Source organism: Collinsella aerofaciens (genome assembly GCF_015552075.1).
GTDB lineage: Bacteria > Actinomycetota > Coriobacteriia > Coriobacteriales > Coriobacteriaceae > Collinsella > Collinsella aerofaciens_Y.
On the sequence record NZ_JADNDZ010000026.1, the window covers coordinates 44704 to 51800 of the forward strand.

7 protein-coding genes are annotated in these 7097 nt (G+C 60.9%); all 7 read right to left on the minus strand.

All coding sequences use genetic code 11. The annotated features are described in order from the left end of the window. Positions 1 to 575: 575 nt before the first annotated feature. The 7 genes from I2D41_RS02255 to hpf all read right to left on the minus strand — a co-directional run bounded on the left by I2D41_RS02255 (position 576) and on the right by hpf (position 6823). Positions 576 to 1661, minus strand: coding sequence for a hypothetical protein (locus I2D41_RS02255; protein WP_195363400.1), 1086 nt, complete (start codon positions 1659 to 1661; stop codon positions 576 to 578). Positions 1662 to 1787: 126 nt separating this feature from the next. Continuing rightward, positions 1788 to 2873: an isocitrate/isopropylmalate dehydrogenase family protein gene (locus I2D41_RS02260; protein ID WP_022094615.1), complete on the minus strand. Its 1086-nt coding sequence runs from the start codon at positions 2871 to 2873 to the stop codon at positions 1788 to 1790. A 6-nt stretch (positions 2874 to 2879) separates the two neighbouring features. Beyond that, complete coding sequence (locus I2D41_RS02265) at positions 2880 to 3578, minus strand: hypothetical protein (protein ID WP_195363401.1); 699 nt, start codon at positions 3576 to 3578, stop codon at positions 2880 to 2882. Positions 3579 to 3593: 15 nt separating this feature from the next. Next, on the minus strand, positions 3594 to 4022 hold the full coding sequence (locus tag I2D41_RS02270) for a hypothetical protein (protein WP_006236251.1): 429 nt from the start codon (positions 4020 to 4022) through the stop codon (positions 3594 to 3596). A 5-nt stretch (positions 4023 to 4027) separates the two neighbouring features. After that, a complete protein-coding gene (locus tag I2D41_RS02275; protein WP_195363402.1) occupies positions 4028 to 5107 on the minus strand; it encodes an NAD(P)-dependent oxidoreductase in 1080 nt (359 codons plus the stop codon). 98 nt (positions 5108 to 5205) lie between these two features. After that, entirely contained in the window at positions 5206 to 6159 is a 954-nt protein-coding gene (locus I2D41_RS02280) for a DegV family protein (RefSeq protein ID WP_195363403.1), read from the minus strand. A 79-nt stretch (positions 6160 to 6238) separates the two neighbouring features. Next, positions 6239 to 6823, minus strand: coding sequence for a ribosome hibernation-promoting factor, HPF/YfiA family (hpf, locus tag I2D41_RS02285; protein WP_035137685.1), 585 nt, complete (start codon positions 6821 to 6823; stop codon positions 6239 to 6241). Between the last annotated feature and the right edge of the window lie 274 nt (positions 6824 to 7097).

Here is a 7097-nt window from a genome sequence, read left to right on the forward strand (position 1 = left end):
GCGGGCACTTGCCCTTAAAGCTTCTTAGAAAGCGTTCTTTGAAGACCAGTGGTTTCTAAACTGGTAGTAACCACGTGACGTGTTGTTGTCACTATATCACCCCAGAAGAGATCGCTTTCGCTGATTCAAACAGTAAAACGTTTTTGCACCGCTCACGGTGATATTTCGACCGTTTACCGCTCGTTAACACTTCTACCTGCGGTTTTGAAACCGTTTCGAAACGCTTTGGCAAAAGAACGGATCTTTCCCGGTGTCTAAACAACGCAGGGCGGCTAAAAATAGCGTGTAGAAAAATTGCAGGTCATTGTGAAGATATGTGAATTGGTCTTTTTGACTTAATACCAGTTAGAACCAGTTTTGAGATTATCGGTGAACGGTAGTTTTCGACCGTTCACCGGTCACTTGCAATCGTTTGCAGTTGTTTTCCCAGATGAATTAGGGGAACCCGATGGAGCGCTTGTGCGGGCGCGAGGCCTATCCTATTGATTTCGGCAACAAAAAGCCCGCTAGAACGTTGTCCGTTCTAGCGGGCTCAATCAGGTAGATCGGTTAGCGCGCAGTAGTGCAGGCAAACCTTACGCAAACAGGCCGTAGATGCTGATGTTGGCCTTGGCGTAGAGGCCGTTCGCATACTCGGTCCACTTGGAGCTGGCGCTCGAAGCCTGCGAGGAATACTGCTGGTAGGCGGTGTAATAGGCGGTCATGGCTTGCTTATAGGTAGCGCTATCGGCCGTAAAGGCATCGTCAGCGAAGGCCTTGGCATAGGTGCTGTCGGCATCCTTCCAGGTGCCCTTCTCGCTATCCCACTCGTCACCGGCAAGGTTGATGATGTAATCGGCGTAGTCCTTGCTCGCGGTCTCCTCGTTGCCGTCAGCAGGCTCGGTCGGGGCGGTCGGCATGCTTGCGGAGCTATCGCCCACCTTCTTCTTGTAGAGCTTCTGCAGCGTCGCGGACTGGCGGACGATCTGCTTGGCCTGGTCCTTGGACACGCCGTACTGCGTGGCCATGGTCTTGTAGTCGGAGGTGCCGATGGAATCCTCGGCATACTGCTTCATTTCCTTGGAAGAGACGGTAATGCCCTCGTCCTCGGCAGCGTCGAGCAGGATCTTGTTGCGCACGTAGGACAGGATGACGTCGGCAGAGGGAGCGGTGTAGTTGCCATCGCCATCCTTGACGGTGTCGAGGCTGTACTGGCTCTCAATGGCCTCGCGCGCGGTGATGTCGCTCTTCTTGCCGTTGTAGCTGTAGCTTGCCACGGTCGAATCGAGCTGGTCCTCGGTGAGGGTCGCCGAGCCGACGCCCTTGCCGCCAAAACCACCGTTGCCGATAAAGAAGCCGACCACAGCAGCGATCACGACTGCAACCACGAAGGCGGCAATCATCGTCTTCTTGTGCTTGGATGCATGGTCGTCCACGTCGGAGTCGTTGACCTCATCCTGCTCCTCGGGCATCAGATTCTCGTCGGCGGCATCCGCGGCAATCTGAGCCTCCAGGCGGGCGTCCTCCTCCTCGGCCGTCGTACCGGCGGCAATGTGCTCGGCAGACGTACCGGCGACCAGGTCGATCTTCTCGTCCTCGTCACCGTCGGGGCCTTCGCCGCGCTCGATGATCTGGATGCCGTCGATCTCGTCCTTCTCGTCCTTCTTTTGAATCAGACCCATATCAGTTACTCCTTGTTAGGAAACATAGTCCGCAATAGAATACGCCCGACAGAGCGCCGGGCGTATTGATTCTCAGGTTATACGCAAACACTTAAGTACTATTTAGGCGTTTGCAGTGTGCATGTCTTAGGCCAGGTGCGCGATAACGGCATCGGCAAAGGCCTGCGTGCCCACAGCGCCCTCAACGGAGCCGGTCTGGGCACGACGCACGTCACCGGTAACCTGCTCGCCCTCGTCAAGCGTGGCAGATACGGCGGCACGAATGCGATTGGCCGCGTCGTTCTCGCCCAGGTGATCGAGCATCATCGCAGCAGAGAGGATCTCGGCCGTGGGGTTGGCGATATCCTGGCCAGCGATATCGGGCGCGGAGCCGTGCGTCGCCTCAAAGATTGCGCAGTCGGCACCAATGTTGGAGCCGGGGGCCATGCCAAGGCCGCCCACTAGGCCGGCGCACAGGTCGCTCACGATGTCGCCGTACAGGTTGGGCAGCACCAGGACATCGAAGTCGTTGGGGTTCTGGACCAGGCCCATGCAGGTGGCGTCGACAATCTTGTCGTTGAACTCGATATCGGGATAGTTGGCGGCCACCTCGCGCGCCACGCGCAGGAACAGGCCATCGGTCGCCTTCATGATGTTGGCCTTGTGCACGGCCGTCACCTTTTTGCGGCCGCAGCGGCGGGCATACTCAAAGGCATACTCCACAATGCGACGGCTCTTGGCGATGGAGATGGGCTTGATCGAGATGGCGGAATCAGCGGCGAAGGTCTTCTGACCCGAGCGCTCGACGAGCTGCGAGAGCTCCTCGACCTCGGCAGCGCCCTCATCGAACTCGATGCCGGCGTAGAGGTCCTCGGTGTTCTCGCGCACGATGACCAGGTCGACGTCGCGGAAGCGCGAGCCGTCGCCCGGCTGCGACAGGCAGGGGCGCACGCAGGCGTACAGGTCGAAGTGCTTGCGCAGGGCAACGTTAACGCTGCGGAAACCCGTACCGACCGGCGTGGTGATGGGGCCCTTGATGGCAACCTTGGTCTCGGCGACCGCATCGAGCACGTGCTGGGGCAGCGGCGTGCCAAACTCGTCCATGACGCCGGCACCGGCCTCCTGGACGTTCCAGTTGATCTGGACACCGGTGGCCTCGACCACACGGCGCATGGCCTGCGTAATCTCGGGACCGATACCGTCACCGGGAATCAGGACTACATCGTGCGCCATAATCTGTTACTCCTCGTCTTCGGCGTCGTCAGATTTTTTAACGCTAGCACGCTTCTTCTTTTTGGAGAGATCAAGGCCAAAACGTTTAACAAGCATTTCGCAAATCTCGCTCGAACGGGCCTTGAGATAGCTGCCCTTGCCGTTCTCGGCGTCGAACTTAAGACGCAGCGCGAGCTTCTCGGCAACCTCGGCGTCGATCTCGCCCTGGCCAAACTCGTACAGGCAACCGAGCATATCGCGATACTCAAGGTCGCCGTGGTAGCACTGGATGGCCTCATCCAGGATCGGCCAAGCCTCGCGCGAACGCTCGACGCTCGTGGCACCCCACGCGCACAGCAGGTGGAAGGCGGCGTAGCGCAGCGTGGAGGAAATCTCGTCGAACAGCGCGGTCTCGGCGCCCTCGAAGGCATCGCCCAGCTGCTCGGGGCAGGTGGTGGCGAGCGCCGCCAGGGCGTCGAGAGCCTCCCAGCGGGTCTGAGCCTCGGGGCGGTTGAGCGCCTCGATCAGCGCGGGCACGCAGGGCACGACGCGCTGCGGGTCGCGCTCAGCCAGCAAATGCAGCACGCGGGCGGCAAACTGGCGGATGCGGCGTGTGGGGCAGCCGAGCTCCTTGACCAGACGGTCGACGGCGTTCTCGTTCTCCTCTGCCAGCTGAAGCTGTGCCAGCTCCTCGTCGGTGAGCTGTTCTTCCTTGTTTTCTGCCATAGTTACCTCTTCTTACTATTTCTTAGCGTGCTTGCCAGCACCCTTGCTGTCATCGGTGACCGAGATGAGCTGTCGGTCGGCTGCGCCATTGTGACGCGCACGGCGACGCTCCTCGGCGTCGCCCGCGTCGGCGGCGGCGCGGTGAGCCTTGTTGACGTTAAAGACCTCGTCGTGCTTGCGCCACGGACCGACGGACTCGCCAAAGCTCATCTTAAGGCCGGCGATAAAGCCGCCGAGCCAGCCGATCGGCGCAAACTGCACCAGCGGGAACAGCGAAAACACCCAGGTCAGTAGAACGACTGCCGCCGCGCCTGCAAAATTGGCAATCCAGTAGTCGCGCTTGGTGATCACGCGCTTTTCGCAGGCCCACTGGCCGCACAAAAAGCCAATGTAGATCGCGAAGAGAAAGAGCACCAGCGCGAGCACCACGAACGTCCAGCTCATGGGCGCTACTCCCCGTGATGGTGGCCGCAGCAGCACTCGTGGCCGTCATCATGGCCGTGGCCGCCGCAGCACTCGTGATCCTCGCCATGGTGGTGGCCGCAACCGCACTCGTGATCGTCGCCGTGCTCGCCGCAACCGCAGCCGTCCTCGTGAGCACCGTGCTCTTCGGGACGATACTGCGACCAGTCCAGACCGGCGGCGATAGCGTCGGCCTCCTCCTTGTAGAGGACCGTGATGGCCTGGGTGCCCAGCTTGGCGCCGCCGATGGCGTCGAGCATGTCGTAAAGCGTAAAGGCGACGTCGGCGCCGGGCAGCGCAAGCTCGCGGTCATCGGCGTAGGCGAGCGCCAGACGCAGGTCCTTAATGAAGTGCTCGACCATAAAGCCGGGCTTGTAGTCGCCGTCGAGCGCCTTGGGCGCTAGGCTCTCCATAGCGCCGGACTTACCGGTGCCGCCCAGGATCATCTGGCGGGTTTTCTCCAGATCGAGGCCGCTCAGCTCGGCAAACGCCATGGCGTCTGCCATGCCGACCATGCAGGCGCCCAGCGACACCTGGTTGGCAAGCTTGGCAGCCTGGCCCTTGCCGGCGCCGTCGAAGCAGCAGATGTTTGCCGCAAAGGTGGAAAGGATATCGCGGACCGGCGCGATGTCGTTCTCGGTAGCGCCCACGATAGCCGTGAGCGTGCCGGCGATAGCACCCGACTCGCCGCCGGTGACAGGGCAGTCAAACGCCATGCGACCAGAAACCTGGGCGGCCTCGGCAATGTCACGGGCGAGCTCGGGCGAGCTCGTAGTGAGGTCGATCAGCACCGCGCCGGGCTTAGTGCACGCGAGCAGACCGTCGCCCGCCAGGTAGAGCTCCTCGACCTCGGAGGGATAGCCCACCATGGTAAAGACGACATCGGCGTTCGCCGCGGCATCGGCCGGCGTATCTGCCCAGACGGCGCCGCGCTCGATAAGCGCCGCCGCCTTGGACTTGGTGCGGTTGTTGACCGTGACGGAATAGCCGGCGTCCAGAATGTGGCCGGCGATGGGGGCACCCATGATTCCGGTGCCAATGAATGCGACGGAGAGCTTGTTTGCCATGAAACCTTTCCTTTTGGGTTGGGTGTTGTTACCAGGTTGAATACTCGGTGCCAGCGTTTGGGCTGTGAGTCGAGGGCGATTACGGACGCAGCGCTTGCCTACTGACCGCGCACGCGGCGGGCGATACGGTCGGAAAGCGACGCCTTGTCGGCGCGGTTCTTACCCCAAAACGCGCAGCCCACCATGCCGGGGCCCACGTGCGAGCCGATGGTGGGACCCACGGAGCCGCGAATGATCGTGACGTCGGCGCAACCCTCCTCCTTGCGGATGGCGGCTTCGAGCCAGTCACCATCCTTTTCGGCATCGGCCGTCATGATGGCGATGGGCATGGTGCGATCGGGCACGTAGTTCTCGCGGAACGACTTGAGGATGGACTTGAGCGCCTTCTTGCGGCCGCGGTTGACGCCGATCAGCGACAGCGAGCCGGCCAGGTCGTAGGAGAGCTCGGGCTTGACGTCGAGCTTTGCCGTGAGCTGCGCCGCCGCGGGCGGAATGCGGCCGCCGGCAGCCAGTGCGTCGAAGCTCTCGAGCGTAAAGTAGCCGTGGACGTAGGTCTTTGCCTCGTTTGCCCAATCGACCAGCTGCTTGGCGGTCAGTCCCGCCGAACGCTGGCGCACGGCCTCGAGCGCCAAGAGCGCGCCGGTCGCGCAGGGCAGAGCGTTGTCGACCACGTACAGCTCAAAATCGGGATACTCGGCGCGCACGGCATCTGCCGCCTGGCACGCGGAGTTGTAGCTCGACGACAGCGCCGAGGTAAAGCACAGGTAGACCGTGGGCGTGCCCTCTTTGGCGCACTCGGTAAAGAACTCGATATAGCGACCGAGCGACACAGCCGAGGTGGACACACGGGCACCGGCGCGCATGCGGTCGTAGAACTCCTTAGGGCTCATGCTCGACCAGATGTCGTCTGTGCGCTCCTCGCCATCGATAATGAAGGGGAAACCCAGGATATCGACATCGAGGTTCGCGGCGACCTCGGGGCTAAAGTCGCAGCAGGTATCGACGACGATGCGGCAACGGTTCGAATGACCGGCGGATGCGGCCTTGTCCATCAAAGCGACTCCTTACGTAAAAAGGCGGCCACCCGCATGGGATGGCCGCCAACCGTTAACTCATGCAAGTTAACGTATTTTACTCGTCAAGTGTTTCGATGCGGGGCTTGATGATGCCATATCCACCATTCTTACGGTGATACACCACATTGATAAGGCCGGTCGTCGCGTTCTCGAACACGTAGAAGTCGTGGCCGAGCAGATCGGTCTGCACCAGCGCCTGCTCCTCAGTCATCGGGGTGACGTCGATAACCTTCTCGCGGACGAGCAGGTCGTCCTCCTCCTCGGGCAGCAGCAGGTCGGCCAGATCCTCGACGCGCTCGACCGGCGCGACATCCGCGGCGCTGGCACCGCCCTGGCGGTTGTCCACGACCTTGGTCTTGAACTTGCGCAGCTGGCGGGTGACCTTATCGGCGGAGAGGTCGATGGCGGCGTACATATCTGCACCGTGCTCGGCAACGCGAATCACCGAACCGCGGGCACGAACCGTGACCTCGACGATTGCCGGGTTGGGGTTCGAGGGGTTCTTCTCATAGCGAAGTACAACGTCGACCGTCATGGGCTCGATATCGAAAACCTTGAGCGCCTCGCCGATCTTCTCATCCACATGCGCACGCAGAGCATCGGTTACCGTCGTCTTGCGTCCAGAAACCTTGATATCCATACGTGGCTCCAATCTGCCTCGGGGACTTACTGTACTGGCTATGTACCCATTGCCGTGCATTTAATCACGCGGATTCCTAAAGACCCGAATAACGATTGCTTGATACCGCATACCGAAGTCTCGCACTTTTCTGTGGCAAAGTGCGCTATAGGAGGGCGACGGCGACTTTGGTTTTGCACTTAAAAAGTGTCTTTGACCTGCTGGTTTTATGGAAATCAAAACCACCCTTAAAAAGGGTGGTTTGCTCTTAGGGTATAACCCACGGGCCCCGGGC